We start from the raw sequence: 26,834 nt of genomic DNA on the forward strand, positions 1-26,834 counted from the left end.
AGTGCGGGTCAGTCGGCGCGCAGCACGTCGAGCGCGTGCGCGAGATCTGCGGGATACTCCGACACGTACGTCGCCCACTCCCCCGCGCCCGGGTGCACGAACGCGAGCTGCTTCGCGTGCAGCCACTGCCGTTCGAGCCCGAGCCGTGCCGAGATCGTCGGATCGGCGCCGTACATCGCATCGCCGACGCAGGGATGCCGCTGCGCCGCCATGTGCACGCGGATCTGATGCGTCCGTCCCGTCTCGAGCTGCACCTCGAGCAGCGAGGCGGAGGGGAACGCCTCGAGCGTCTCGTAGTGGGTCACCGCGTGCTTGCCGTCGGCGACGACCGCGAACTTCCACTCGGAGCGCGGATGGCGGCCGACGGGCGCGTCGATCGTGCCGGCGAAGGGATCGGGATGGCCCTGCACGACCGTGTGGTAGATCTTCTCCACCTCGCGGTCGTGGAACGCGCGCTTCAGCGCCGTGTACGCCCGCTCGGACTTGGCCACCACCATGAGCCCGCTCGTGCCGGCGTCGAGGCGGTGCACCACGCCCTGCCGCTCGGGGGCGCCCGAGGTCGAGATGCGGAAGCCGGCCGCGGCGAGGGCGCCGACGACGGTCGGGCCGTTCCAGCCGAGCGAGGGGTGCGCCGCGACCCCGGCCGGCTTGTCGACGACGACGAGGTCGTCGTCGTCGTGCACGATGCCGAGGTCCGGGACCGCGATCGGCTCGACCTCGAGCGTGCGCGGGGGCTCCCAGCTCACCTCGAGCCAGGCCCCGGCGCGCAGCCGGTCCGATTTGCCGGCCACCGAGCCGTCGACGAGCACCCCGCCGGCCGACGCCACATCGGCCGCCTGCGTTCGGGAGAAGCCGAGCAGCTTCGCGAGCCCCTGATCGACGCGCGCACCCTCGAGCCCGTCCGGGACGGGCAACGAGCGGTGCTCCATCAGGACTCGCTCGGCCGCGGTGCGGGCACGCTGGTTCGGGGCCCCGGGTCGGCCTCGCCTGCGGCGTCCGGGTCGGCCGACGCCTGCGGCTCGGCCGCCTGCGCCTCGGCCGCGGAGGCCTCGGCCGTCGGCACGCCCTTGCTCTGCCGCTCCTCGCGGGAGCCGTCGAGCCCGATGCCGCGGATCGTCAGGATCATGAACAGCGCCATGCTCGACACGATCGAGATGTCGGCGATGTTGTAGATCGCCGGCAGCATCCAGGGCGTCGAGATGAAGTCCACGACGTGCCCGAGCCCGAAGCTCGGCTCCCGGAAGAGCCGGTCGGTCAGGTTGCCGAGCACCCCGCCGAGCAGGAGTCCGAAGACCATCGCCCACGCGACCGACTTGATGCGCCGGGAGAACCAGATGATGAAGGTGATGACGCCGGCCGCGAGGATCGTGAAGATCCAGGTCATCCCGCTCGCGAGCGAGAACGCCGCACCCGGGTTCCGCACGAACTGGAACTCGAGCACCTGCCCGAGCACCTGGACCGTCTCGCCCTCGGTGAGGTTCGAGACGACCAGGTACTTGGTCAGCTGATCGAGGCCGTACGCCACCACGGCGGCGCCGGCGAGGACCAGAAGTGCGGTAGCGGTGCCGACCTTGGCGCTGCGCTCAGGCGCCAAAGCCCTGGAAGGTGGGCGCCTGCTGCTCGCCCTGCGCCGAGGCGCTCACGGGGGCCGAGAAGCCCTGGTTGCCCGACACCTGCACCGGCGCGGCGGTGTCGAGGTCGCGCAGCTGACCCTCGATGTAGCTCTTCAGCTTCTGACGGTACTCGCGCTCGAAGACGCGCAGCTCGTCGACCCGCTTCTCGAGCGCCACGCGCTCCTGGTCGAGGATGCCGATCTGCTGGCGCTGCTTCGCCTCGGCCTCGGCGACGAGGCGGGCCGCGGTCGCGTGCCCCTCGGCGATCAGCGCGTCGCGCTTCTCGACGCCCTCGCGCACGTGCTCCTCGTGGAGACGGCGGGCCAGCTGCAGGAGGTTGGTCGTCGAGGTCTGCTCGTCGAGCTCCGACTGCGGAGTCGGCTGCTGCGTCGGGACCGCGACGGTGGCCGGCTGGGAAGCGGGCTCGGTGAAGGCGGCGGGCGCCGTGGCCGCGGACGCCTGCGCGGCCGGCTGGTCGGCGGAGCGGGCCTCGGCGGCGGCGAGGCGCTGACGCAGCTCCTCGTTCTCCTGGTTCAGTCGACGCAGCTCCACGACGACCTCGTCGAGGAAATCGTCGACCTCGTCCTGGTCGTAGCCCTCACGGAACTTCGTCGCCTGGAAGCGCTTGTTGACCACATCTTCCGGAGTTAGCGCCATGGCTGCTCACCCTCAAATCTGTCGAAACTATCGAACTGTCGGATCACGTTCAGGTTACGGTACCACCCGTGTTCGGGAGACCGCAGGGCCGATCGTCTCGGCCCGCAATGCTCGCAGGATATCGTCAGCCAGCGAGCGCGGTGGCCTGCGAGAGCCAGGACACCACGGTCATCGCCACGATGACGACGAGCATGGCGAGGCTCCACGCGAGGTCGAGCGCCACGGGGCCGAGGCGCAGCGGCGGCACCAGCCGCCGGAAGAACTTGATGAGTGGATCGGTGACCGTGTACACGAGCTCGACCACCACGAGCCAGCCGCCTCGCGGCCGCCAGCTGCGGTTGAAGGTGCGCACGAGGTCGAGGACGAACCGCCCCCACATCACGAAGAAATAGATGAGCAGCAGCGTCGAGAGGATGCTCCAGACGACGGAGAGGGCGCCCACCGCCGGCTACGCGCGGGTGAAGAACGACGCTTCCACGTCGTCGTCGACCTCGCCGCTCTCTCCGGAGATCACGACGTGCGCCGGCGAGAGCAGGAACACCTTGCTCGTGACGCGCTCGATCTTGCCGGACAACCCCTGCGAGAGCCCGCTCGCGAAGTCGATGAGACGACGCGCGTCGTTGTCGGACATCTGCGAGAGGTTGATGATGACCGGCACGCCCTCGCGGAACGACTCGGCGATCACCTGGGCGTCGCGGTACTGGCGCGGGTGCACCGTCAGAATCTCGTTCATCTCCACCTGGGGGGCGACCGGCTGGACGTGCTGCTTGCGCAGCGGCGTCACCGGCGCCTGCTTGGGGGCGGCAGCCGCGACTGGCGCGGCCTGGGCGGGTGCAGCCTGTGCCGGCACGGCGGCCTGCTGCTGGGGAGCCTCGGTCTCGAGCTCCTCGTCGGCGAGGCCGAGGTAGACCATGGTCTTCTTGAGCGGGTTCGACATCGCTGCCCTCCGGTGTTCTTCGTCTCTTCGAGGTTAACCGCGGTCCGGGCGATTCCCCGTGATTGCGGTGCCGATCCTCAGGTGTGTCGCACCCTCGGCGATCGCATCGGCGTAGTCGTGCGACATCCCCATCGACAGCGCGCCCGCCTCGGGGGCGAGCCGCTGCACGCGCTCGGAGAGCTCGCGCACCCGGGCGAACGCCGGTCGCGCCGGCTCGTCGAGCGGGGCGACCGCCATGAGTCCGAGCAGCCGCAGTCCGGGCGCCTCGAGCACCTGCTCGACCAGCGGTTCGAGCTCGCTCGGCGCGACACCGCCACGACCGGGATCGTCGGTGAGGTTCAACTGCACGAAGCAGTCGACGCTCGTTTCGTCGGATCGAAGCGCGTCGACGAGGGCGACCCGGTCGATGGAGTGGATGACCGAGGCGTACGACCTGACCTGCCTGGCCTTCTTGCTCTGCAACTGTCCGACGAAGTGCCAGCGGAGATCGAGCTCGGCGAGCTCCGCCGCCTTCGCCTGCGCCTCCTGGTGACGGTTCTCCCCCACGTCGCGGACGCCGAGCTCGGAGAGCTCGCGCACGAGCGCCGCCGGGTGGAACTTGGTCACGACGATCGTCGTCAGCTCGTCCGGGGAGCGACCGGCCGCGGTCGCGGCATCCGCGATGCCGGCGCGGACCGCGGCCAGCCGGTCGGCGAGGGAGCTCACTTCAGGAAGTCGGGGATGTCGAGATCGTCGCCGTCGTCGTCGAAGGCCGGGTCCGAGACGATCTGGTCGGCGGTGCTCGCGGTCGTTTCGGCCGAGCCCCAGCTCGCCGTTTCGACGAGCTCGTCGATGTCGATCTCGGCGATCGGGTCGCCGGGCTCACCTGAGCCCAGCACGCCGGCCGCACCGACGGCGGCGCCGACGGCGGCGGGCATGGCCGCCTGCTGGCGCGCCTCGACCACCTGCTTCGGCTGCGGCTCACCGCCGTCGAAGCCCGCCGCGATCACCGTCACGCGCACCTCGTCGCCGAGGGTGTCGTCGATGACGGCGCCGAAGATGATGTTCGCCTCGGGGTGGACCGCCTCCTGCACGAGCCGCGCGGCATCGTTGATCTCGAAGATGCCGAGGTTCGACCCACCCTGGATCGAGAGCAGGACGCCGTGCGCGCCGTCGATGGAGGCCTCGAGCAGCGGGCTCGCGACGGCCAACTCCGCGGCTTTGATCGCCCGGTCCGCCCCTCTCGAGGAGCCGATGCCCATGAGCGCCGACCCGGCGCCCTGCATGACGCTCTTGACGTCGGCGAAGTCGAGGTTGATGAGGCCGGGGGTCGTGATGAGGTCGGTGATGCCCTGGACACCGGCGAGGAGCACCTGGTCGGCCGTGGAGAACGCCTCGAGCATCGAGATGCCGCGATCGCTGATCTCGAGCAGGCGGTCGTTCGGCACCACGATGAGGGTGTCGACCTCTTCCTTCAGGCGCGCGACGCCCTGCTCGGCCTGGGTCTGCCGACGCTTGCCCTCGAAGCTGAACGGCTTCGTGACGACACCGATCGTGAGCGCGCCGATCGACTTCGCGATGCGCGCGACGACGGGAGCGCCACCGGTGCCGGTGCCGCCGCCCTCGCCCGCGGTGACGAAGACCATGTCGGCGCCGGCGAGCGCCTCCTCGATCTCCTCGGCGTGGTCCTCGGCCGCGCGACGGCCCACCTCGGGGTCGGCGCCGGCGCCGAGTCCGCGGGTGAGGTCGCGACCGACGTCGAGCTTGACATCGGCGTCACTCAGCAGCAGCGCCTGGGCATCGGTGTTGATGGCGATGAACTCGACGCCGCGCAGGCCCAGCTCGATCATGCGGTTGACGGCGTTGACGCCGCCGCCGCCGATGCCGACGACCTTGATGACGGCGAGGTAGTTCTGGTTTGTCGACATGTTCGGCCTTCCCTGGGAACCTTGAACCTCTAGTCGAAGGTTAAAGTTTTGCTGAGTATGCAATTCCTGAGAACGACGGTAGGTCCCCGGCCCCGCCTGCGCGACGATGACACTCCGCGTGTCGCGAACGGATGCCCGGATTGCTGCGCTCGGAGCACGAAACGGCGCCGCCGGGGGTCCCGTCAATCGGTGACGGGGCTCGTCGGAGCGGAGACGTCGTACTGGCCCACCGTGTCCGGCGGTGCGTTCTTCATCAGGCCCGCGAGCACCACCGCCTTCAGCGCGGAGTCGTCGGCGCTCCCCCAGACGACCGCCGCGCCACTCGCGAGCTCGAGACGCACGTCGTCGGCCGTCTCGGCCGTCACGCGGACGAGCTGGCCCCGGATGTCGTCGGGCAGCGCGCGGACCACCCCCGCCGCCGCTCGGAACCCCGCCCCGTTCGTGGCCCCGGCCTCGATCATGGGCTGCCCGTCCGGGCGCTCCGCAGGCCGATCGATCACGACACCGGCCGCATCGACGAGCTCGAGCCCCTCGGCGCCCTGCACGACGCCCACCGGGGTGCGTTCCGTGATCCGGACGATCAGCGTGCCCGGCGGCACCAGCTCGGTCGAGTAGGTCTCGATGAGCGGGAAGGCGCGAAGCGCGGTGTTCACCTCGCTCGAGCCGATGAGCGGCAACGGCGTGCCGAGCTCCCCGTCGAACGCCGCCCGGATCTCGTCCGGCGGGATGCGCGAAGCACCCTCCACCCGGACCTCGCGCAGCGCCATGGCCGGCGAGTAGGCGACGGCCAGCACACCGCCGACGAACACGACCGCCGCGCCGAGCCCGATCAGCCACGCCCGTCGCCGCCGCCGGGTGTGCGCCGTGAACCGCCGCACCTCGCGACGCTCGTAGCGGCGCCTGGCCCGCTCCGCCGAAGCGAGCGCCTTGCGCGCCGCGCGCGCCGCAGCATCCGACGACCCCGCGCCGACACGGCCCGGAGTCACGGCCGAGACCGGCGCCTCGCCCTCCGCCGGCAACCCGGGTCCCGCAACGAGCGGCCCGGTGCCGAGCGGGACCGTCGCATTCGGGTCGCCGACGACCGGCACCGGGTCGGTGACGGCCTCCGGCTCGACCCGCTCCGCGACACCGCCGCGGCGGAGCGGCACCGTCGCAGCAGGCTCTTCCGACCCGCTCGAGGGCGGGCGTTCACGACCCGACCGCGCAGCACGCGGCCCGTCGAAGCCCTGCGGCCGCTTCACGGGCGCCCCGAGCTCACCCGCGCTCGCGCTCGAGCGAGGCGAGCAGCTGCGGGACGATGCGGTAGACGTCACCGCAGCCGAGCGTGATCACGAAGTCTCCGTCGCGCGCGATCTGCGCGGTGTGGTCGGCCGCCTCCTGCCAGTCGGCGATGAAGGCCACCCGCTCCGCGTCGCCGAAGCGTTCGCTCACGAGGGCGCCGGTGACGCCGGGGACCGGGTCTTCTCGCGCACCGTAGACGTCGAGCACGACGGTTTCGTCGGCGTACTGCTCCAGCACCTCCGCGAACTCCTTCGCGAAGGCCTGCGTGCGACTGTAGGTGTGCGGCTGGTGCACCGCGATGATCCGACCGTCGCCGACGACGGTGCGCGCGGCGGCGAGGGCCGCGGCGACCTCCGTGGGGTGGTGCGCGTAGTCGTCGTAGACGCTCACCCCGCCGACGGTGCCGTGCAGTTCGAAGCGCCGGCCGGTGCCGGCGAAGCCGGCGATCCCGTCGAGGGCGAGCTGCGGGTCGAAGCCGAGCCCGACGAGCACGGCGAAGGCTCCCGCCGCGTTGATCGCATTGTGTCGGCCCGGCACTCGCAGTCGCGCACGGTATTCGGCGCCCGCGTAGCTTAGTGCGAACGCGACCGGGCCGTCCGTCTCGATGGAGTGCACCCGCACCGTCGCACCCTCGGCCTCACCGAAGCTCACGATGTTCGCGTGCGACAGCCGCTCGGTGACGCGCAGGGCCCCGGCGTCGTCCGAGGAGATCACGACGAGCTCGCGCGCCCGATCGGCGAAGTCGACGAAGGCCTGCTCGAACGCCTCGCGCGAGCCGTAGTGGTCGAGGTGGTCGGGGTCGACGTTCGTGATGAGCGCGACGGAGGTGTCGTAGAGGAGGAAGGAGCCGTCGGACTCGTCGGCCTCGACGACGAAGAGCTCGCCGTCGCCCGCGGCCGCGCTGACCCCGAGCCCCTCGATGACCCCGCCGTTCACGAAGTTCGGCCGCGCGCCGAGCGCGAGCAGTCCGGTGACGATCATGCCCGTCGAGGTGGTCTTGCCGTGCGCGCCGGCCACCGAGACTAGCCTCCGCCCGCCGATGAGGGCGGCGAGGGCCTGAGATCGGTGCAGCACCGGCACGCCGCGCTCGAGGGCGAGCTGATACTCCGGGTTGTCCTGCCACAGGGCCCCGGTCACGACGACGGTGTCGACGTCGTCGGGGAGGTTCGCGGCGTCGTGACCGATCGCGATCTCCGCGCCGAGCTCGCGCAGCGCCTGCACGTTCGCCGAGTCCCGCACGTCGGAGCCGGTCACGCGATGTCCGTCGCCGAGCACGAGTCGCGCGATGCCGCTCATACCGGAGCCGCCGATGCCGATGAAATGCACGGCGCCGAGCTCGGCGGGGATCTCGGTGGAGGGGTCGGGCTTGATCGTCACGTCGGGTGGCTCTTCCTCGCTGGTCGGTGTCTGCTCGGGAGCGCGATGCTCCCCCTCCACGTTACGCGCCTTCCGGCCCGTGACGGCTCAGGCGTGCGGTTCGCCGAGTGCCTCGTCGATGAGCGCGACGAAGCGCGCGGTGCCGTCGCGGAAGCCCGTGCCGAGCGCCAGGCGCCCCATCTCTTCGATGCGTGCCGGGTCCGCCAGCAGCGGCAGCACCGTCGCCGAGAACCAGTCGGGCGTGAACTGCGCGTCGTCGACGAGGATTCCACCGCCCGCGCTCACCACGCCCGCGGCGTTGAAGCGCTGCTCGCCGTTGCCGACGGGATACGGCACGTAGACGGCGGGGATGCCGAGCGCCGAGAGCTCGCTCACCGTCGCCGCCCCGGCTCGGGACACCGCGAAGTCCGCGAGCGCGAGCGCGAGATCCATGCGGTCGGCGTAGGAGACGAAGCGGTAGCCGTCGATCCCGGGGTCGCTCGCCTCAGCCGTGCCGCCAGCGATGTGCAGCACCTGCCAGCCGGCGTCGACGATCCGTCGGGCGGACTCGACCATCGTGCCGTTGATGCGCCTGGCGCCGAGCGAGCCTCCCGTGGCGAGCAGCACCGGCTTCACGGCATCCAGTTCGAAGAACTCCGCCGCCTCGGCCCGGGACGCCGCGCGGTCGAGCCCCTCGATCTCGCGGCGGAGCGGCATTCCGACCACTCGGGCGCCGTGAAGCGGCGTGCCGGCGAAGGCAACCCCCACTCCAGCCGCCCAGCGCGCGCCGAGGCGATTCGCGAGCCCCGGACGGGCGTTCGCCTCGTGGATGACGACCGGGACACCCGCGCGCCGGGCGGCGAGATAGGCGGGCGTCGAGACGTAGCCCCCGAAGCCCACGACGACGTCGACGCCGTGCTCGGCGATGAGCTCGCGAACGATGCCGATCGAGCGGCCGAAGGCGCTCGGGAATCGCAGCGCGGCCCCATTCGGACGGCGCGGGAACGGCACCTTCGGAATCGTGAGCAGGCGGTAGCCGCGCTGCGGCACGAGGCGGGACTCGAGGCCCTCCGCGGTGCCGAGCACGAGCACCACGGCGTCGGGCTCGCGCTCGCGCAGCCGGTCGGCGACGGCGAGGAGGGGGTTCACGTGCCCGGCGGTGCCGCCGCCGGCGAGGAGGTAGACCGTCATCGCGTCGCGCCCGCCGTCGCCGGGGATCCGGTCGAGTCGCGGAGCCAGCGGCCGCTCCCCCCGCCGTCGGGATTGCGGGCGACCGACAGCACGATGCCGATCGCGAAGAGCGTGGTGAGCAGGGCGGTACCTCCAGCGGAGACGAGCGGGAGCGGGACACCGAGGACCGGGAAGACGCGGAGCACGACACCGATATTGACACAGGCCTGCACGATCACCCACACCATGACCGCCGCCGTCGCCGCCTTGCCGAACGGCGTCCGGGCGCCACGGAGCACCCGCGCGAAGGCGATCGCGAGCAGCACGAACATGGCGATCACGACGATCGCGCCGATCAGGCCGAGCTCCTCGCCGATGATGGCGAAGATGAAGTCGTTCGCCGCCGCCGGCAGCCACGACCACTTCGCCGCGGAGTTGCCGAGGCCGACGCCGAACACGCCGCCGTTCGCGAGGGCGAAGGTGCCGTGCTGGATCTGCCAGCACGCGTCGACGTCGACCTTCGTGCAGCTCTCCTGCACGAAGCTCATGATGCGCTTCATGCGGTTCTCGCTGGAGAAGGCGACGATCACGAAGAGCAGCGCGGCGAGGATCACCGGGCCGATGAGCAGCCGGATCCGGATGCCGACGAGGAACAGCGCCCCGATCAGCATGGCGCCCATGATCATGACCGTGCCGAGGTCGCCGCCGAGGAGGACGAGCCCGATGGAGCCGCCCCCGACGAGCAGGATCGGCAGCACGCCGTGCACGAAGTCGCCGAGCTGGGCCTGCTTCTTCGTCACGATGAGGCCGAGCCACATCACCATCGAGACCTTGATCATCTCCGAGGGCTGGAACTGGAACCCCCCGAGCGAGATCCAGTTCGTGTTGCCGCCGACCTCGACGCCGAGCGGCGTCGCGACGACGAGCAGCTGCATGAGGCAGGAGAGGGCGAGGGCCGGCCAGGCGAGGAGCATCCACACCCGCTGCGGCATCCGGCTCGCGAGCAGCATGACGGGCACGCCGACGGCCGCGAAGGCCGCCTGCCTGCCGATCTGCACGAAGGCGCCGCCGTCTTCGATCCGGGACTCGACCACCGAGGACGAGAGCACCATGACGAGGCCGAAGACGACGAGGAACAGGGTGGTGCCGAGCAGCAGGTAGAAGTCGCCGGACTCCACGCGGAGGACCCGGCCGAACCGGATCCGGGCGGCGGCGATTCCGCGGGGTTCGGCCGACGCGTCAGTCGCTTCCGGCTCGGGGGTCGGCTGCGGTGCCATCGGCATCCGCCTCACCTCCCAGCATCGCTCTGACCGCCTCGTGGAACCTGCGGCCGCGGTCCGCGTAGTCGCTGAACTGATCCATCGACGCCGCCGCGGGCGCGAGCAGCACGGTGTCGCCCTGCTCCGCCACCGAGGCCGCCAACGCGACCGCCTCGGGCATCACGTTCTCAGTGTCGGGCGCGATGACCTCGAAGAGCGGCAGTTCTGGGGCGTGTCGGCGGAACGCGGCGACGAGCTCCGCGCGGTCCACGCCGATCACGACGGCCGCGCGCAGGCGGCCGACGTGGGCCGCGACGAGGGAGTCCGCGTCGACGCCCTTGAGCAGGCCGCCCACGATCCACACCACTCGGCCGAACGCCTTCAGCGACGCCTGCGCGGCATGCGGGTTCGTTGCTTTGGAGTCGTCGATCCATCGCACGCCGCCGGCGATCGCCACCGTTTCGATGCGGTGCGCGTCGAGCCGGAACTCCCCGAGCGCGTCGTGGATGATGCCGACCGGGACGCCCGCCGCCCGGGCGAGCGCCGCGGCGGCGAGGATGTTCTGCACGATGTGCGGCGCGTCGAGCCCGTGCGGCTCGAGCTCGGCGACCGTGATGATCTCGAGGGCCGTGCGGTGGCGGTCGTCGAGGAAGGCGCGGTCGCAGAGGATCCCCTCGACGACGCCGAAGTCGCTCGGCCCTGGCACGTCGAGCCCGAAGCCGATGGCGCGTGCGCCCTCCTCGACCTCCGCCTCCTCGACCATGAGACGCGTCGCCTCGTCGGCGCGGTTGTAGACGCAGGCGAGCTTCGTGTTCGCGTAGACCTTGGCCTTCGCCGCCCGGTATCCCGCGAAGGAGCCGTGCCAGTCGAGGTGGTCGTCGGCGAGGTTCAGGCAGACGCTCGCGAGCGGGTGCAGTGCGCCGGGGCCGGTCGTCGGCACGTGGTGCAGCTGATAGCTCGAGAGCTCGACGACGAGCACGTCGAAGCCCTGCGGGTCGCGCACCGCATCGAGCACCGGCACGCCGATGTTGCCGCACGGCGCCGCGCGCAGGCCGTTCGCGGCGAGGAAGGTCGCGGCGAGCTGCGTCGTCGTCGTCTTGCCGTTCGTGCCGGTGACGAGGATCCACTCGGCTGCCTCGACCTTGTCGCGGACCCGCCAGGCGAGCTCGATGTCGCCCCAAACCGCGATCCCCTCGGCGGCGGCCCACTCCAGCACCGGATGGTCCGGGTGGAAGCCGGGCGAGGCGATGACGAGCTCCGCACCGAACTCGACGAGCTCGACCGGCACCGTCTCGAGCGGGTCGGTGACGAGCCGGGCGCCGATCACCTCGAGGATGCGGGCGCGATCGTCGTCACGCGCCGGGGCGAGCGCGAGCACCTCGGCGCCGAGCTCGGTGAGGGTGTCGGCGACGGCGAAGCCGGTGACGCCGAGCCCGAGCACCGCGACCTTCAGCCCCGTCCAGTCGGCGTGCCAGCTGGTGAGACCGTCGAGCCGTTCGGCAGTCGGGCCGCCCATCAGCTCTGCAGCCATTCGAGGTAGAAGGTGCCGACGCCGGCGGCGACGAGGAGGCCGCCGATGATCCAGAACCGGACGACGATCGTGACCTCGGCCCACCCCTTCAACTCGAAGTGGTGGTGGATCGGGCTCATCAGGAAGATGCGCTTGCCGTGGGTGAGCTTGAAGTACGCCCGCTGCACGATCACCGAGCCCGTCTCGATCACGAACAGCCCGCCGATCAGCACCAGCAGCAGCTCGGTGCGGCTCACGATCGCCAGCGCCGCGAGCGCCCCACCGAGCGCCAGCGAGCCCGTGTCGCCCATGTAGATCTTTGCCGGGTTCGTGTTCCACCACAGGAACCCGATCAACCCGCCCACGATCGCGGTCGCCACGATCGCGAGATCGAGGGGGTCGCGGACCTCGTAGCAGCGGTACGCGTCGGCCTGGTTCAGGTTCGGATTCGAGCAGGCCTGGTTGAACTGCCAGAAGCCGATCACGACGAACGAGCCGATCGCGAGGATCGACGCCCCACCCGCGAGCCCGTCCAGCCCGTCGGTCACGTTCACCCCGTTCGACGCGGCCGTGGAGATCAAACAGATCCAGATCACGTACAGGATCGTCCCGGCGATCGTGCCGAACACCATGAAGTCCAACGGCAGATCCCGGATGAAGGAGATCTTCGTATCCGCCGGCGTCGTGCCCTGCGCATTCGGGAACTGCAACGCCAACAACGCGAACGTGCCCGCCACCACGACCTGCCCGGCGACTTTCGCCCAGCCCCCGAGGCCCAGACTCTGCTTCTTCCGCGTCTTCAGGAAATCATCGATGAACCCGACCACCCCGAGCCCGACCATCATGAACAACACCAACAGCCCCGACGCCGTGGCACCCTCACCATTGATCAACGTCGCCCCGAAATACCCGAACAACGTCCCCAGGATGAAGATGATCCCACCCATCGTGGGCGTCCCACGCTTCACATGATGCGACTGCGGGCCATCATCCCGAATGAACTGCCCCCACCCCAAACGCGTGAACAACCGGATGAACAGCGGGGTCAGAAAGAGCGTGAAGGCGAGCGACAGGGCTCCAGCGGTCAGCAGTGCTCTCACGAGAACCATTCTCCCAGTCGGTCGCCGAGGTGTCGAAGCCCCGCCGAGTTCGAAGATTTCACGAGGATCGTGTCACCCGGGCGGGCCTGCGCCGTGACGAGTTCGAACGCCTCGTCCTGGGTCTCGACGAAGGCGGACTCACCGTCCCAGGAGCCCTCGTTGATCGCCGAGATGTGCAGGCGCCGGGCGCCCTGCCCGACGACGACGAGCTGCGAGATGCCGAGCCGGACGGCGAGCAGGCCGATGCGGTCGTGCTCGTCGCCGGAGAACTCGCCGAGCTCGCTCATCTCGCCGAGCACGGCGAAGGTTCGAGCACCCTCGCGCCTCACCTGGGCGAGCGTCTTCAGCGCGGCCGACATCGAGTCGGGGCTCGCGTTGTAGGCGTCGTTGATGACGGTGACGTCGTCGCGCCCCCCGAGCACCTCCATGCGGCCGTGCTCGGCGAGGGTGACGGACTCCAGCGCGGAGACGATCTCGGCGAGCGGCACCCCGAGCTCGCGCGCGGCGGCGATCGCCGCGAGTGCGTTCATGATGTGGTGCTCGCCGAGCACGCCGAACGCGACCGACGCGGTCTCGCCGCCGGGCACGGTGACGGTGAAGTCGGTGCCCCTGGCGTGGACGCGGATGCCGCTCGCCCGCACGTCGGCGTCGTCGCCGAGCCCGAAGCGGACCACCCGGGCGCGGGTGAGCCCGGCCATGGGGGCGACGCGCGGATCGTCGGCGTTCAGCACCGCGACATCGGTGTCGAGCAGTTCGGTGACCATCTCGCTCTTCGCGCGGACGGTCTGCTCGATCCCGCCGAACTCGCCGGCGTGCGCGAGGCCGACCTTCAGGACGATGCCGACGTCCGGCCGCGCCATCCGGACCAACCGGGCGATCTCGCCGACGCCGGAGGCGCCCATCTCGGCGACGAGGAACTCGGTCGACTCGGTCAGTTCGAGCATCGTGATCGGCGCGCCGACCTCGTTGTTGAACGACTTCCTGGCGGCGACCGTCTCGCCGACGCGCTCGAGCACGGTGCGGAGCAGGTTCTTCGTCGTCGTCTTGCCGTTGGATCCGGTCACGCCGACGATGCGGAGCCGGCCGAGGGCGCGGACGCGGGCGACGACCTCGGTCGCGAGCCGTCCGAGCGCCTCGACCGAGTCGCCGACGACGATCTGCGGCACCGCGACGGACTGCGGCTCCTCGACGATCAGCAGCGCAGCACCGGCGTCGACGGCGGCCGGCACGAAGCGGTGACCGTCGTCGAACTCGCCGCGCTTGGCGACGAAGACGCCGCCGGCGACGACCTCGCGCGAATCGGTCGTGACGGGCCCGTCGACGAGCTCGGCCGAGGCGGCCCCCGCGTCGGGCAGACGGAGTTCGCCCTCGACCGCCCGGGCGATCTCGGCGAGGCTCAGCGCGATCATGCCGGCCACCCCGCCTCGCGGAGCGCCGCGCGGACATCGTCTCTGGCGGAGTACGGGATCTTCTCGCCCTTCACTTCGTGGTAGTCCTCGTGTCCGGGTCCGGCGTAGAGGATCGCATCGCCCTCGCCGACGAGTCCGAGCGCCGTGCGGAATGCGGTGCGCGGGTCGGCGACCTCGTGGATCTCGCGGCCCGGGACGGCCTCGAGGGCACCGGCGATGAGGCTGGCGCGGATGGCCGCCGGGTCTTCCCAGCGGGGGTGGAAGTCGGTGACGACGAGCGCGTCAGCCCCCCGCGCGGCGATCGCGCCCATCTCGGCCCGCTTTGTCGTGTCGCGGTCGCCGTCCGCCCCGAAGAGCATGACGAGGCGCCCAGGGGTGAATCGGCGGATCGCACCGAGCGTCTGCAGGAAGGCATCGGGGCTGTGGCCGTAGTCGACGTAGACGAGGGGACCGCGATCACCCGAGATGCGCTCGGCGCGACCAGGGATGTAGGCGTCGATCCCGCCGTCGCGGCCGAGCGCCGCGGCGATCTCGTCGAATGCGTAGCCCGCTTCGACGAGCATCACGATCGCGAGCGCGGCGTTCGCCGCCATGTACCAGCCGACGATCGGCACGGAGGTCTCGATCCGCCCGGCCGGGCCTTCGAGCACGAAGGAGGTGCTCGCCGCGAGCTCGTCGCCCACGGTCATGCGCCACTCGGCATCGACGTCGGGGCGCGTGGTCAGCGTCGTGACGGGGATGCCCGATTCGGCCGCCAGGCGTCGGCCCCACTCGGAGTCGACGGTGACGACGCCGCGCCGGGCCCGGTCCGGCTGGAAGAGCGCGAGCTTCGCGGAGAAGTACTCGTCCATCGAGGCGTAGTCGTCGAGATGGTCGTGGCTCAGGTTCGTGAATCCCACGACGTCGAAGACGAGCCCGTCGACGCGGTGCCGGCTGAGCGCCTGCGCGGAGACCTCGATCCCGAACGCCCCCGCGTCGAGCTCGCGCGCGCGCGCGAGCAGCGCGTGCAGCTCACTCGCCTCCGGCGTGGTCAGCGCGCTGACCACCGCCTCGTCGCCGATTCGGCGCTCGGCCGTGGAGGTCAGGCCCGAGACCACACCGAGCTGGCGGAGGATGCCGTCGAGCAGATAGACGACGCTCGTCTTGCCGTTGGTCCCGGTCACGCCGAACAACGTCGCGGGGTTCTCGGCCGTACCGTGGATCCACGCGGCGACGGGGCCGAGCGCCGCGCGTGCGTCGTCGACGACGAGCACGGGCAGGCCGGCGTTCGCCGCCCGCTCGGCGCCATCGGCGTCCGTGAGCACTGCGACGGCGCCGCGCTCGGCCGCCTCCGCGGCGAATCCCGCCCCGTGCACATTGCGACCGGGCACACCGACGTACAGGTCCCCCGGCTGCACCGCGCGGCTCGAGAGGGCCACACCGGTCACCTCGAGTCCGGTGAGATCGCCGCGCACCACCAGATCGAACTCCCCCGCGAGCTCGCGGAGCGATCTGGGATTCGGGTGCTGCGGCCGGAGTGCCGTGGGAGGCGTGCCGGTCACGAATCCAACTTTCTCACCAGCTTGCTGGCAGTTCGGGCGCCGGGGCGCCGGATGGAACGGTCCGATACTTCTTCAGCACCTGGCTCATCACGTCTCGGAAGACGGGAGCGGATGCGGCGGACGAATTCATCGTAACGGCATCGAAGATGCTCACCGAAACGACGTACTGCGGATCGTCGGCCGGCGCGTAGCCCGAGACCGACACGAGGTACTCGCTGCGGTACCCGCCCTGACCGTCCGCCACCTGCGCCGTTCCGGTCTTCGCCGCGACCCGGTAGCCCGGGATGTTCCACTTCTCCGCGAGCCAGCCCTCGAGGTAGACGCGTTCGAGCATGGCCGTGGTCTCGTCGGCGGCCTTGGCCGACACCACCTCCCGCGGGGTCTGGTCCGGCTTGCCGGTGATCTCGCCGTCGGCGAGCTCGCAGCCCTGGACGAGCTGCACCGGCATCCGCACGCCGTGGTTCGCGAGCGTCTGGTAGACGCTCGCGATCTGGATCGCGGTCGTCGTGAGGCCCTGGCCGAACATCGTCGCGTAGCGGGTCTGGTCGTCAGGCCAGTCCGGTCCCCCGTTCAGGTCGCCGGCGCCCTCGCCGGGGAAGCCGACCTCGCTCTCGGTGCCGAGCCCGAAGTCGACCATGTCCTGATACCGCTGCTCGTCGCTCACGCGTTCGCCGAACTGCGACATCCCGGTGTTCGACGAGTCGATCAGCACCCCGGTCAACGTCAGCCGCTCGTCCTCATGGTACTCGGAGTCGTTGATGTTCGCGTCCCCGAAGAGCTTGCGGTACGGCGCGACGATCTCGCTCGTCGGATCCGCCTGTCCGGCATCGATCGCCGAGGCCGCCGTCAGCGCCTTGAAGGTCGAACCGGGCTCGAACGGGGCGGCGAAGGAGCGCGAGCCGCGGTCCTCGACGTCGGTCGAGTCGGGGTCGTTGGGGTCGACCGTCGGCACGTCGGCGACGGCGAGGAGTTCGCCCGTCTTCGCGTTCATGACGGTGACCATCCCCCAGTCCGCTCCGACCTCGGCGATCCGGGCGGCGAGGATGCGCTGCACCTCCCACTGCAGATCGGCGTCGATCGTCAGCTGCACGGTGCCCCCCGGCTGCGCCTCCTTGACGGTCCGCTCCGTGCCGGGGATGTCGACCCAGTCCTTCAGGGAGTGCAGCGAGGTCACCTCGCCGTCGACGCCGGCGAGACATTCGTTCTGCGCGGCCTCCAGGCCGCCGGCCGCCTCGCCGTCGTCGTTGATCCAGCCCAGCAGGTTGCCCGCGACCGCACCGTTGGGATAGATGCGACCCGGGTGCTCCTGGGAGTACACCCAGGGCACCTTCAACGCGGTGACGCGGTCGTACGTGGCGACGTCGACCTGCTTCACGAGGTAGGCGAAGTCGGAGTCGGCGTCCGCGGCGAGGCTCTGCTCGATCACGGTCAACACCTGCTCGGCCGGGATGCCGAGCGCCGCCCCGAGGTCCGCGGCGTTCTTCTCGAGCTGGCCCGGCTCCTCGGCCTCACGGGCCTTGGCCTGCTTGGGCGAGAGCGTGATGTCGTAGCGCATCACCGAGTCCGCCAGCACCGTGCCGTTGCGGTCGACGATGTCACCCCGCGCCCCGTAGACGGTGCGGGAGTCGCTGCGCACCTGCTCGGCCTCGGCGTTGTACTCGTCGGCGCGCACCACCTGGATCTCGACGAGCTTCACGACGAAGACCGCGACGAAGGCGATGAGCAACGCCCCGGCCACGATCACGCGCCGCATCGGGTACCGGCTCGTCTGCTTCATGCCTGCGGTGCCCCCTGGTGGTTCAGTGCGTGTCCGGAGTGGGCAGGGCCCCCGGCGGCACGATCTGGGCGTCGGCTCCGGCGGGCGCCTCCGCGCCCGATGCTCCGGTGGCATTCTCACCCGTCGCCGGCTGGTTCACGAGCGGCACGTCGGTGATCAGCGAATTCGGGACGAGCGGCCCGGACGAGGCCGCATGCCCCGCCGCCTGGGGCTGCCCGAGCACGGCACCGTCCGAGAGCCGGAGGTAGACGGGCGACGTGTTCGGCACCATGCCGAGCTCTTCGGCGTTGCGGGCGAGATTCTGCGGCGACTGCAACGCGTCGAGCTCCTCGCCGACGATCTGACGGTCGCGCTCGAGCTTCGTCTGCTGCACGCGGAGCGAGTCGAGCTCGTACGCCCCCTGGGTCATCGCGACCGAGAGCACGAGCTGCGCGGCCGCCACGAGGAGGATCGCCCCGAGCGCGATGATCGCGTAGGCGATGCGTGGCTTGCGCCGCCGAACAGCGTCGGGGACGAGACGGAGGCGCCGGGTCGGAGCCGCGGCGGGCGCGCCCCGGAGCGGGGCGGGCAGGCTCTGGGCGGGTACAGCGCTCATGACGCCCTCCTCACTCGTTCGGCGGCGCGCAGGCGCACCGGCTTGGCACGGGGGTTCTCGGCCTGCTCGGCCTCGCTCGCCAGCTCCGCGCCGCGGACGAGCAGTCGGAACTGCGCCTTGTGCTCCGGCAGCTCCATCGGGAGACCAGCCGGAGCGGTCGAGCTCGAGGCTGCCTGAAGCTCGCGCTTCACGAGGCGGTCTTCGAGGGACTGGTAGGAGAGCACCACGATGCGACCACCGACCGCGACCGCGTCGAGCGCGGCGGGAATGGCGGCGGCGAGCACGGAGAGCTCCTCGTTGACTTCGATCCGCAGGGCCTGGAAGACGCGCTTGGCGGGGTGGCCCTGCCGCTGGATCGCGACGGGGGTCGCGTCGTGCAGGATCTGGACGAGCGCCCCGGACCGAGTGATCGGCCGATCGGCCCTCGCCCGCACGATCGCTCGGGCGTACCGGGCGGCGAGCTTCTCCTCGCCGTAGTCGAGGAAGATCCGACGCAGTTCGTCCTCGTCGGCTTCGGCGAGCACATCGGCGGCCGTGCGGCCTTGGGACGGGTCCATGCGCATGTCGAGCGGAGCGTCCTTGGCGTAGGCGAATCCGCGCTCGGCCCGATCGAGCTGGAGCGAGGAGACGCCGAGGTCGAAGAGGATGCCCTGCACCTCGCCGTAGCCCTCGCCGCGGATCGCCTCCGTGATGCCGTCGTAGACCGTGTGCACGAATCGGGCGCGGTCGCCGAAGGCGGCCAGACGCTCGCGAGCGATCGCGAGCGCCTCCAGGTCGCGGTCGAGCCCGATGACCGTGAGCTCGGGGAAGCGCTCGAGGAAGGCGCGGCTGTGGCCGCCCATGCCGAGCGTGGCGTCGACGAGGACGGCGCCCGGCGCCTCGAGGGCGGGGGCGAGCAGCTCGACGGTGCGGTCGAGCATGACTGGGGTGTGGATGCGATCGAGGTCCATGTTCCTTCTCCGGTCCCGAGTGCCTCGGGTCCTGATCCCCATCCGTGACCCTGATGCGGGGAAGTGCGCCAGGTGCAACGGCTGGGAGTCAGCGCCCGAGGAGCTCAGAAGAGCCCCGGGATCACCTCCTCCGCGGTCTCGGCGAACGCCGCTTCCTGCTCGGCGAGGTACTCCTGCCAGGCCTCGGCGTCCCAGATCTCGACCCGGCTGCCCGCACCGATCACGGCGAGGTCCCGGTCGAGCCCGGCGTAGCCGCGGAGCGTGGCGGGAATGGTGACGCGGTGCTGCTTGTCGGGCGTCTCCGCGGAGGCGCCGGACAGGAACACGCGCATGTAGTCACGGGCCTGCTTGCTCGTGACCGGGGCTTGCCGGATCTTGTCGCTCATCTGCTCGAACTCACGAGCGCTGAACACGTAGATGCAGCGCTCCTGCCCCCGAGTGAGGACGAGGCCGTTCGAGAGCTCCTCGCGGAACTTCGCGGGCAGGATGATGCGCCCCTTCTCGTCGAGCTTCGGCTCATACGTACCGAGAAACATCCCCCACCCCCTTTCCTCCGGCCAGGATCCAGGTGACCCCACTTTACTCCACTCTCATCCCCGATTCAATGAAAACCCGCCGCCGCAGCCTGAGCACCTCCGGAAGAAGCCCGGAAATACAGCGAAGTTCTGCGTGGTGGGAAGTGGAGGAGAAAATACACCAGGGGAAGAATCCGGGCGCGCCGAAGCGCCGGAAGCGCCGGCTGCGCGCGGGAACTCCGCCGGAATCAGCGGGTCAGCCCACGCGCGGACCACCGTCCGGGCACGAAAAAGCGGGCCGATCGAATCGATCGGCCCGCGAGTGGGGCGAAGTGGAGGGGTGCGGTGGAGGGGGCGGCGGAGCGCCTAGCCCTGCCCGTCCTGACGTCGGTCCCAACGGTCGTTGAGCCGGTCCATGAACCCGGCCTTCGACTGCGCCTGGCGCGGGCCGCGCGCAGCGTCCACCGGGTCGACCGGCGACGGCTGCCCGGCGCCACGCCGGGAACGGGTCATGGAGAAGAGCACGCCGGCGAACATCGCGGCGAAGCCCAGAATGCCGACCACGGGGATCTGCAGCGCGACGCCCGCGATGAGCGCCCCGATGCCGACGAGGGCGATCAGCACCCCGATCGTGAGGCGTCGGTAGTCCACTCCACCTCGTCGACCGCCGACCGCCTGGACGAAATCGGCGTCGTTGCGGTAGAGATTGCGCTCCATCTCTTCGAGAAGGCGCTGCTCCTGCTCTGAAAGCGGCATCTCATTCCCCTCTTTCGGGATCAACGCATCCTACGTCGATTCTAACGCCGCTGCGCCTCGCTAGGCTAGGCGGGTGGCACACGGTTCCCGACTGGTCGACCTGGTTCACGATCGGATCGAGGATTTCCTCGCCGACCGTACCTCTATTCTCGATGCCGTTTCGGGCGACCTCGCCCCACTCGGCGCATTCTCGAAGCGCTTTCTCAGCGGGGGCAAGCGCTTTCGCGCACTGTTCTGCTACTGGGGGTGGGAGGCCGCCACCGGCGGCGGCTTCGATCCGTTCGACGGCCCCGACTCGCGCGACCGCTCCCCCGTCATCGCGGCGGCCTCGGCCCTCGAGCTCTTCCACGCCGCGGCGCTCGTGCACGACGATCTCATCGACAACTCCGACACGCGCCGCTCGGCCCCGAGCGCCCACCGTCTGTTCGAGCGGCTGCACGGCGAATCCGGTTGGGTCGGGGACGGCGAGCAGTTCGGCCGCTCCGCGGCGATCCTGCTCGGCGACCTCCTGCTCGGCTGGAGCGACGAGCTCCTCGACGAAGGCCTCGAGCTCCTCGAGCAGCGCGCCGACGCTCGCGCCGCCAGGGTCGAGTTCATGCGGATGCGCACCGAGGTGACGGCGGGCCAGTACCTCGACGTGCTCGAGGAGCACGCGTGGATCGCCCAGCCGGACGCGGAGCAGCAGCTGCGCGCCGAACGCGTCATCGTCTACAAGGCCGCGAAGTACAGCGTCGAGGCCCCGCTCGCGATCGGCGCCGCGATCGGCGGCGCGACACCGGAGCAGGCCGCGGCCCTCCGTGCGTACGGGCTACCCCTCGGCATCGCGTACCAGCTGCGCGACGACCTGCTCGGCGTCTTCGGCGATCCGGAGCTCACCGGGAAGCCCGCCGGGGACGACCTCCGGGAGGGCAAGCGCACGATGCTCATCGCGATCGCGCGGGAACGGCTGGCACCGAGCACTCGCCGACTGCTCGACGAGCTGCTCGGCGACCCGGCGCTCGACGAGACGCAGGTGCGCATGCTGCAGCAGACGCTCAGCGACTGCGGAGCGGTCGATGAGATCGAAGCGCTCATCACCCGTCAACTGCAGGCCGCGACCGCGGCGCTGGCGGAGGCGCCCATCAGCGAGCACGCCAGGGCCGAGCTCGGTGCGCTCGCGCGTTCCGTGGCGAAGCGGGTCAGCTGACCGCTCGCCGCGTCATCCGGATCGGATGCCTCGTCAGGCGAGCGCCTGGGCGACGCGACGCACTTCCGCCTTGCGGCCGGCGCGCAGCGCGGCGATCGGCGTCGTGCCGAGGCTGTCCTCTTCACCGAGCAGCCAATCGAGGGCCTCGGCGGCGCTGAACCCGGCATCCCGCAGGACCATGGCGGTGCCGTGCAGCTCCGGCATCGGTGCACCGTCGCGGAGGAAGTCCGCCGGCACCTTCAGCACGCCGTCGACGCGGCGGGCGAGCAGGTGCTGGTCGTCGATCAACCGTCGCACTCGGCTGGGCGAGAGGTCGAGCATCTCGACGAGCTCGGGGACGGTCAGCCACTCGGTCGCAGTTGGTTCACTCACGAGAACAGCCTGCCATGCCACGGCGCACTCGTGGCGGAGCCCGGTCCCGCGCCACGCGGGCGAGAGGTTTGACTCGCCTGCGTGCCTGTGCGAGCGTGACGAACAGCCGGTGATCCATGCCGACGAGGGGAATCAGATGACGACACGGCCGGAACCGGACTTCGAGCGGGGAGCCGATCGGGGCGCCCCGGCATCCCGGCCGAGCCTGCGCTCCCGGGCGATCGCCCTGCCCCTCGCCGTGATGAGCTCCATCGCCGTCGCCCTCGGCTTCGCCCAGCCGGCCGACGCCGCTCCCCAACCGCCGAAGGGCCAGGCGAAGGGCAAGCCGGCCGCGAGCGGGGCGAAGGCCACCCGCGCCGTCGCGGGAGCGGTTCCCGCCGAGGTCACCGTCGCCGACGGCGACACGGTGAGCGGCATCGCCGAACGCTACGGCCTGTCCACCGCGGAGCTGCTCGCCGCGAACGGCTTGGGATGGTCGAGCCTGATCTTCCCCGGCCAGCGGCTCGTCCTGCCGGGCGGCACCGCGCGTGCCAGCGAACCCGCGCCGGAGATCGCGAGGCACACCGTCGTCGCCGGCGACACGATGGGCGGTATCGCCGAACGCTACGGCGTCGACCTCGCCCAGTTGCTGAGCGCCAACGGCCTCGGTCGGGAGAGCCTGATCTTCCCCGGGCAACAGGTGGTGCTGCCCATCGCGGGCGCGACCCCTGCGCCCGCCGCGGCCCCGGTGCCGGCACCGGCGGAGCCGGCGGCGTCCGCGGCGGACGAGCCCCCCGCGGAGGTCACGGTCGCCGAGGGCGACACCGCGTGGGACCTCGCCGAACGGCTCGACGTCGACCTCGACGCGTTGCTCGCAGCGAATCGCCTCGGCGCCGACCCCGTGCTCCAGCCGGGACAGGTGCTCACCATCCCCCGCCCGGCCACCGTCGCCCTCGTGGCCTCCGTGAACGCGGTGCTCACCGACGAGATGCGCCAGAACGCCCAGCTCGTCGTCGATGTCGGACGGGCGCTCGGCGTGCCCGACCGCGGCATCGTGATCGCCCTGGCCGCCGCCGCGCAGGAGTCCGGGCTCCGCAACGTCCACCACGGCGATCGCGACTCGCTCGGCCTCTTCCAGCAGCGACCGAGCCAGGGCTGGGGCACGCCCGAGCAGGTGCTCGATCCCGTCCGGGCGACGACGGCGTTCTACGGGGGCGCCGCGAATCCGAACCCGGGCGTCACACGCGGCCTCCTCGATATCCCGGGCTGGGAATCCATGAGCGTCACGGACGCCGCCCAGGCGGTGCAGCTCAGCGCGTACCCGAGCTACTACGCGAAATGGGAGGCGCAGGCGACGGCCTGGCTCAGCGAGCTCGGCTGACCCCTCGTTCGGGTCACGAAGGGGTTTCGATCCGCTCCGTCACGGCGGTTCGAACCGAAACGGCATACGCCGCTTCGTAGACTTCTACGGTGACCACTGCGCCCGTCGACCCGATGCTCGGCCGTCTCATCGACGGCCGGTACCAGGTGCGCTCGCGGATCGCCCGAGGCGGCATGGCCACGGTGTACCTCGCCACCGATCTGCGGCTCGAGCGCCGCGTGGCGATCAAGATCATGCACGGCCACCTCGCCGACGACAACACCTTCAAGACGCGCTTCGTGCAGGAGGCGCGATCGGCCGCCCGCCTCGCCCACCCGAACGTGGTCAATGTGTTCGACCAGGGGCAGGACGCCGACATGGCGTACCTCGTCATGGAGTACCTTCCGGGCATCACGCTCCGCGACCTGCTGAAGGACTACCAGCGGCTCACCCCGGAGCAGACGGTCGACATCATGGACGCCGTGCTCGCCGGCCTCGCGGCCGCGCACAAGGCGGGCATCGTGCACCGCGACCTCAAGCCCGAGAACGTGCTGCTCGCCGACGACGGGCGCATCAAGCTGGGCGACTTCGGGCTCGCGCGGGCAGCCAGCGCGAACACCGCCACCGGGCAGGCGCTCCTCGGCACCATCGCATACCTCTCCCCCGAGCTCGTGACCCGCGGCGTCGCCGACGCCCGGAGCGACATCTACGCCGTCGGCATCATGATGTACGAGATGCTCACCGGTGAGCAGCCGTACGTCGGCGAAGCGCCGATGCAGATCGCGTACCAGCACGCGAACGACCAGGTGCCGACGCCGAGCTCCAAGTATTCGGGGGTGCCCCCGGAGCTCGACGAGCTCGTGCTCTGGGCGACCGCTCGCGACCCGGAGCAGCGGCCGGCCGACGCGCGCGCCATGCTCGATCGGCTGCGCGAGGTCGAGGGTGCCGTTCGCGGCATCGGCGGCCCGGTCCCCGAGCTGTACCAGCCGACCATGGTGCTCGCCGACGCCACCGCGACCGCCGAGACCCGGGTGCTGCAGCCGCCGTCGGCGCCGGTGCCGACGGCCCTCGCCGCCCCGGAGGAGCAGGGCGAGGAGTCCGCCGCGCTCACGGCACGGGCCGCCCGTCGCAAGCGCAAGGGCTACTGGCTGTTCGCGCTCGTGCTGCTGCTCGCCGGGCTCGCCGGTGGGACCGGCTGGTACTTCGGCGCGGGGCCCGGCTCACTCGCCGCGATCCCGAAGGCCGCCGGGCTCGAGCCTGCCGCCGCCGAGGCGCTTCTCGAGGATGCCGGCTTCCAGGTCGAGCGAGGCGAGCGGTACGACCCGGAGATCGTCGAGGGGCTGGTCTCCGGCACCGACCCGGGTCCGGGAGCGCAGGCGCGCCGGGGCTCGGTCGTCACGATGCTCGTCTCCCTCGGACCTCGCATCCTCGACGTGCCGGAGGTGATCGGCGACCCGGAGGCCGACGCCCGCACGGCCCTCGGCGAGTTCGCCGTCGCCGACGACGTCGTGCAGCAGTTCAACGCCGACATCGAGGCGGGCTCCGTGATCGCCCTCCTCGACGGTGGCGGGAACGCGCTGCCCGCCACCTACCCCGAGCGCGGAACCATCACGCTCGTGGTCTCACTCGGCGCGGTCCCCGACGTGACCGGCATGTCCATCGGCGACGCCGAAGCGACCCTCTCGAAGGTCGGCCTCGAGCTCGTGCAGGGTGATCCGCAGTTCAGCGACGACGTCAAGGTCGATGTCGTGATCAGCGCAGAGGCGCAGAACGACCCCATGCGCCCGGGTGACAGCGTGCTCGTGGTCGTCTCGAAGGGCCCCGACCTCGTCGAGGTGCCGAACGTCATCACCGGGCAGACGGTGGCCGAGGCGCGTGCGCAGCTCGAAGCGCTCGACTTCACGGTGACCTCCAACGTGCCCCAGTTCCTCGAGGGGGCGGTCGTCGCCGCGAAGCAGAGCGTCGCCGCCGGCGAACGCGTGAAGCGCGGCAGCGAGATCTCCGTCAACTTCTGACCCGGGCTCCTCCGCACGCGGAGGAGATTCGCGGGTGCGGAGGACTCAGTCGCCGGCATCCGCCTCCGGATCGGCGAAGCTCCTCCCGGACGCGACTCGGCGGCGCCCCGCCGAAGCAGGGCGCCGCCGAGTGGTGCTCGTCCAGCGCTCGCGCGCTCAGCGCGCGGCGAGCTCCTCGGCCACCAGGAAGGCGAGCTCGAGGGACTGCATGTGGTTCAGCCGCGGATCGCAGAGCGACTCGTAGCGGGTCGCGAGCGTCGCCTCGTCGATGTGCTCCGAGCCGCCGAGGCACTCGGTGACGTCGTCGCCGGTGAGCTCGACATGGATGCCGCCAGGGTGCGTGCCCGCGGCCCGGTGCGCCTCGAAGAAGCCCTTCACCTCGTCGACCACGTCGTCGAAACGACGGGTCTTGTACCCGGTCGGCGTCGTGATGCCGTTGCCGTGCATGGGGTCCGTCACCCAGAGCGGCTGCGCGTCGGACTGCTTGATGGCCTCGAGCAGTGGCGGCAGGGCCTCCCGGATGCGACCGGCACCCATGCGGGTGATGAACGTCAGCCGTCCCGGCTCGCGATTCGGGTCGAGCTTCTCGACGAGCTCGAGCATCGTCTCGGGCGTCGTCGTGGGCCCGAGCTTCACGCCGATCGGGTTGCGGACCCGCGAGAGGAAGTCGACGTGCGCGCCGTCGAGCTCGCGCGTGCGCTCGCCGATCCAGATGAAGTGCGCCGAGGTGTTGTACGGCGTGCCGGTGCGCGAGTCGATGCGCGTCATCGGTCGTTCGTAGTCCATCAGCAGGCCCTCGTGCCCGGTGTAGAACTCGGTGCGCTTCAGCTCGTCGAAGTCGGCGCCGCAGGCGTCCATGAACTTCACGGCGCGATCGATCTCGCGCGCGAGCTTCTCGTACCTGGCGTTGGCCGGGTTCGCCGCGAAGCCCTGATTCCACTGGTGCACCTGGCGGAGGTCGGCGAAGCCGCCCTGCGTGAAGGCCCGGATGAGGTTCAGGGTCGAGGCCGCCATGTGGTAGCCCTGGAGCAGGCGCCGCGGATCGGCGGCGCGCGACTCCGGCGTGAAGTCGTAGCCGTTCACGATGTCGCCGCGGTAGGCCGGCAGCGTGACGTCGCCGCGCGTCTCGGTGTCGCTCGAGCGGGGCTTCGCGAACTGGCCCGCCATGCGTCCCATCTTCACGACCGGCATCGAGGCCCCGTAGGTCAGCACGACAGCCATCTGGAGGAGGGTCTTCACCCGGTTGCGGATCTGATCGGCGGTGGCGCCGGCGAAGGTCTCGGCGCAGTCGCCGCCCTGCAGGAGGAAGGCCTCACCGCGCGACGCGCTGGCGAGCCGATCACGGAGCATGTCGACCTCACCGGCGAAGACCAGCGGCGGCAGCGTGGCGAGCTCGGCCGAGGTCGCGGCGGCCGCGGCGGCGTCGGGCCACTGCGGCTGCTGCTTGATCGGCAGCGTGCGCCAATAGTCGAGGCCCGCGATCACATCGGGATCTGCGTTCACGAAGGGCTCGACGAGCTGTTGCACTGGATGTCCTGGAGGGTCGGGCGCGCGATCGCGCGCGGGTACGAAACGACGCCGCGCAGCGC

25 protein-coding genes are annotated in these 26,834 nt (G+C 71.0%); 3 read left to right on the plus strand and 22 right to left on the minus strand.

Annotation, left to right across the window (positions count from 1 at the left end; all coding sequences use genetic code 11):
* Positions 1-8 precede the first annotated feature (8 nt).
* From M3147_RS14150 to M3147_RS14245, 20 genes are all read right to left on the minus strand, one after another.
* Positions 9-929 carry an RluA family pseudouridine synthase gene (locus M3147_RS14150; RefSeq protein ID WP_251204120.1) on the minus strand — a complete coding sequence of 307 codons (921 nt, stop codon included), beginning with the start codon at positions 927-929 and terminating at the stop codon, positions 9-11.
* A complete protein-coding gene (lspA, locus tag M3147_RS14155) occupies positions 929-1,594 on the minus strand; it encodes a signal peptidase II (protein ID WP_251204121.1) in 666 nt (221 codons plus the stop codon). The genes M3147_RS14150 and lspA overlap by 1 nt, the downstream gene beginning before the upstream one ends.
* On the minus strand, positions 1,584-2,270 hold the full coding sequence (locus tag M3147_RS14160; RefSeq protein ID WP_251204122.1) for a DivIVA domain-containing protein: 687 nt from the start codon (positions 2,268-2,270) through the stop codon (positions 1,584-1,586). The genes lspA and M3147_RS14160 overlap by 11 nt, the downstream gene beginning before the upstream one ends.
* A 124-nt stretch (positions 2,271-2,394) precedes the next feature.
* Positions 2,395-2,712, minus strand: a complete 318-nt coding sequence (locus M3147_RS14165) for a YggT family protein (protein ID WP_251204123.1) — start codon at positions 2,710-2,712, stop codon at positions 2,395-2,397.
* 6 nt (positions 2,713-2,718) lie between these two features.
* Positions 2,719-3,207 (minus strand): cell division protein SepF, encoded by a 489-nt coding sequence (locus tag M3147_RS14170; RefSeq protein WP_251204124.1) that lies wholly within the window; start codon positions 3,205-3,207, stop codon positions 2,719-2,721.
* A gap of 33 nt (positions 3,208-3,240) precedes the next feature.
* A complete protein-coding gene (locus M3147_RS14175) occupies positions 3,241-3,912 on the minus strand; it encodes a YggS family pyridoxal phosphate-dependent enzyme (protein ID WP_251204125.1) in 672 nt (223 codons plus the stop codon).
* Positions 3,909-5,114, minus strand: a complete 1,206-nt coding sequence (ftsZ, locus tag M3147_RS14180; RefSeq protein WP_251204126.1) for a cell division protein FtsZ — start codon at positions 5,112-5,114, stop codon at positions 3,909-3,911. Before ftsZ ends, M3147_RS14175 begins: the two co-directional genes overlap by 4 nt.
* Positions 5,115-5,296: 182 nt before the next feature.
* Positions 5,297-6,262 carry an FtsQ-type POTRA domain-containing protein gene (locus tag M3147_RS19560; RefSeq protein ID WP_251204127.1) on the minus strand — a complete coding sequence of 322 codons (966 nt, stop codon included), beginning with the start codon at positions 6,260-6,262 and terminating at the stop codon, positions 5,297-5,299.
* Between the two features lie 106 nt (positions 6,263-6,368).
* Positions 6,369-7,772 carry a UDP-N-acetylmuramate--L-alanine ligase gene (gene murC, locus M3147_RS14190; protein WP_251204128.1) on the minus strand — a complete coding sequence of 468 codons (1,404 nt, stop codon included), beginning with the start codon at positions 7,770-7,772 and terminating at the stop codon, positions 6,369-6,371.
* An 87-nt stretch (positions 7,773-7,859) separates the two neighbouring features.
* Positions 7,860-8,942 carry a UDP-N-acetylglucosamine--N-acetylmuramyl-(pentapeptide) pyrophosphoryl-undecaprenol N-acetylglucosamine transferase gene (locus M3147_RS14195; RefSeq protein WP_251204129.1) on the minus strand — a complete coding sequence of 361 codons (1,083 nt, stop codon included), beginning with the start codon at positions 8,940-8,942 and terminating at the stop codon, positions 7,860-7,862.
* The gene (gene ftsW, locus M3147_RS14200; RefSeq protein ID WP_251204130.1) at positions 8,939-10,198 is read right to left on the minus strand and encodes a putative lipid II flippase FtsW; all 1,260 of its coding nucleotides are present in this window, start codon (positions 10,196-10,198) and stop codon (positions 8,939-8,941) included. Before ftsW ends, M3147_RS14195 begins: the two co-directional genes overlap by 4 nt.
* Positions 10,161-11,711: a UDP-N-acetylmuramoyl-L-alanine--D-glutamate ligase gene (gene murD, locus M3147_RS14205; protein ID WP_251204131.1), complete on the minus strand. Its 1,551-nt coding sequence runs from the start codon at positions 11,709-11,711 to the stop codon at positions 10,161-10,163. Before murD ends, ftsW begins: the two co-directional genes overlap by 38 nt.
* On the minus strand, positions 11,696-12,790 hold the full coding sequence (gene mraY / locus M3147_RS14210; RefSeq protein WP_251204132.1) for a phospho-N-acetylmuramoyl-pentapeptide-transferase: 1,095 nt from the start codon (positions 12,788-12,790) through the stop codon (positions 11,696-11,698). The genes murD and mraY overlap by 16 nt, the downstream gene beginning before the upstream one ends.
* Positions 12,787-14,199: a UDP-N-acetylmuramoyl-tripeptide--D-alanyl-D-alanine ligase gene (locus M3147_RS14215; protein ID WP_251204133.1), complete on the minus strand. Its 1,413-nt coding sequence runs from the start codon at positions 14,197-14,199 to the stop codon at positions 12,787-12,789. The genes mraY and M3147_RS14215 overlap by 4 nt, the downstream gene beginning before the upstream one ends.
* Positions 14,196-15,740, minus strand: coding sequence for a Mur ligase family protein (locus M3147_RS14220; protein ID WP_251204134.1), 1,545 nt, complete (start codon positions 15,738-15,740; stop codon positions 14,196-14,198). The genes M3147_RS14215 and M3147_RS14220 overlap by 4 nt, the downstream gene beginning before the upstream one ends.
* Before the next feature lie 13 nt (positions 15,741-15,753).
* A complete protein-coding gene (locus M3147_RS14225) occupies positions 15,754-17,517 on the minus strand; it encodes a peptidoglycan D,D-transpeptidase FtsI family protein (RefSeq protein WP_251204135.1) in 1,764 nt (587 codons plus the stop codon).
* A gap of 22 nt (positions 17,518-17,539) precedes the next feature.
* A complete protein-coding gene (locus tag M3147_RS14230) occupies positions 17,540-18,112 on the minus strand; it encodes a hypothetical protein (RefSeq protein ID WP_251204136.1) in 573 nt (190 codons plus the stop codon).
* A complete protein-coding gene (rsmH, locus tag M3147_RS14235) occupies positions 18,109-19,062 on the minus strand; it encodes a 16S rRNA (cytosine(1402)-N(4))-methyltransferase RsmH (protein ID WP_251204137.1) in 954 nt (317 codons plus the stop codon). Before rsmH ends, M3147_RS14230 begins: the two co-directional genes overlap by 4 nt.
* A 104-nt stretch (positions 19,063-19,166) precedes the next feature.
* Positions 19,167-19,598, minus strand: a complete 432-nt coding sequence (gene mraZ / locus M3147_RS14240) for a division/cell wall cluster transcriptional repressor MraZ (protein ID WP_251204138.1) — start codon at positions 19,596-19,598, stop codon at positions 19,167-19,169.
* Between the two features lie 345 nt (positions 19,599-19,943).
* Complete coding sequence (locus tag M3147_RS14245; protein WP_251204139.1) at positions 19,944-20,333, minus strand: DUF3040 domain-containing protein; 390 nt, start codon at positions 20,331-20,333, stop codon at positions 19,944-19,946.
* A 73-nt stretch (positions 20,334-20,406) separates the two neighbouring features.
* Between M3147_RS14245 and M3147_RS14250 the strand changes: the two genes are divergently transcribed.
* Positions 20,407-21,519 (plus strand): polyprenyl synthetase family protein, encoded by a 1,113-nt coding sequence (locus M3147_RS14250; protein ID WP_251204140.1) that lies wholly within the window; start codon positions 20,407-20,409, stop codon positions 21,517-21,519.
* Between the two features lie 33 nt (positions 21,520-21,552).
* Here the strand turns inward: M3147_RS14250 and M3147_RS14255 are convergent, their stop codons facing one another.
* Positions 21,553-21,891: an Rv2175c family DNA-binding protein gene (locus M3147_RS14255; protein WP_251204141.1), complete on the minus strand. Its 339-nt coding sequence runs from the start codon at positions 21,889-21,891 to the stop codon at positions 21,553-21,555.
* A gap of 136 nt (positions 21,892-22,027) precedes the next feature.
* On the opposite strand from M3147_RS14255, the gene M3147_RS14260 reads away from it, so the two are divergent.
* Positions 22,028-23,251, plus strand: coding sequence for a muramidase family protein (locus M3147_RS14260; RefSeq protein WP_251204142.1), 1,224 nt, complete (start codon positions 22,028-22,030; stop codon positions 23,249-23,251).
* Positions 23,252-23,340: 89 nt separating this feature from the next.
* The gene (gene pknB, locus M3147_RS14265) at positions 23,341-25,245 is read left to right on the plus strand and encodes a Stk1 family PASTA domain-containing Ser/Thr kinase (protein WP_251204143.1); all 1,905 of its coding nucleotides are present in this window, start codon (positions 23,341-23,343) and stop codon (positions 25,243-25,245) included.
* Positions 25,246-25,401: 156 nt separating this feature from the next.
* Here pknB and M3147_RS14270 read toward each other — a convergent pair whose 3' ends face one another.
* On the minus strand, positions 25,402-26,730 hold the full coding sequence (locus M3147_RS14270; RefSeq protein ID WP_251204216.1) for a class II 3-deoxy-7-phosphoheptulonate synthase: 1,329 nt from the start codon (positions 26,728-26,730) through the stop codon (positions 25,402-25,404).
* Positions 26,731-26,834 lie beyond the last annotated feature (104 nt).

The organism is Agromyces mediolanus, assembly GCF_023715325.1.
GTDB lineage: Bacteria > Actinomycetota > Actinomycetes > Actinomycetales > Microbacteriaceae > Agromyces > Agromyces mediolanus_A.